We start from the raw sequence: 290 nt of genomic DNA on the forward strand, positions 1-290 counted from the left end.
CGCTTGGCGCTGCGCTGCGGCTCGTCGAGGGCAGGCTGCGCCGTGCTGGTGCGTGGTGCGGCTGGCGTGCCGCCTGCTGGGGCGCTACAGGGCGCCGTCGGCAGCCAGCTGCATGTAGGCGTGGTTGAAGCGCAGCAGGACGCGCTGCGGGTTGCCGATGGTCTTTTCACCGCTGAACTCGATACCCAGGTTGGTCAGGCCCTGGCCACGCTTGCCCAGCAGGGCATGGGCATCGGCAAAGTGGGCGACGCGTCGCATCAGGTCCGGCATCTTGCCGGTGCGGGCGAAGT

At 69.7% G+C, this 290-nt stretch carries 1 pseudogene; it reads right to left on the reverse strand.

Annotation, left to right across the window (positions count from 1 at the left end):
* Positions 1-84: 84 nt before the first annotated feature.
* Positions 85-290, reverse strand: a pseudogene (locus J0A65_RS27120) (hypothetical protein); the annotation flags it as partial.

Origin of the sequence: Bowmanella yangjiangensis (genome assembly GCF_017255015.1) — a bacterium.
In the GTDB taxonomy this organism is placed as follows: domain Bacteria; phylum Pseudomonadota; class Gammaproteobacteria; order Enterobacterales; family Alteromonadaceae; genus Bowmanella; species Bowmanella yangjiangensis.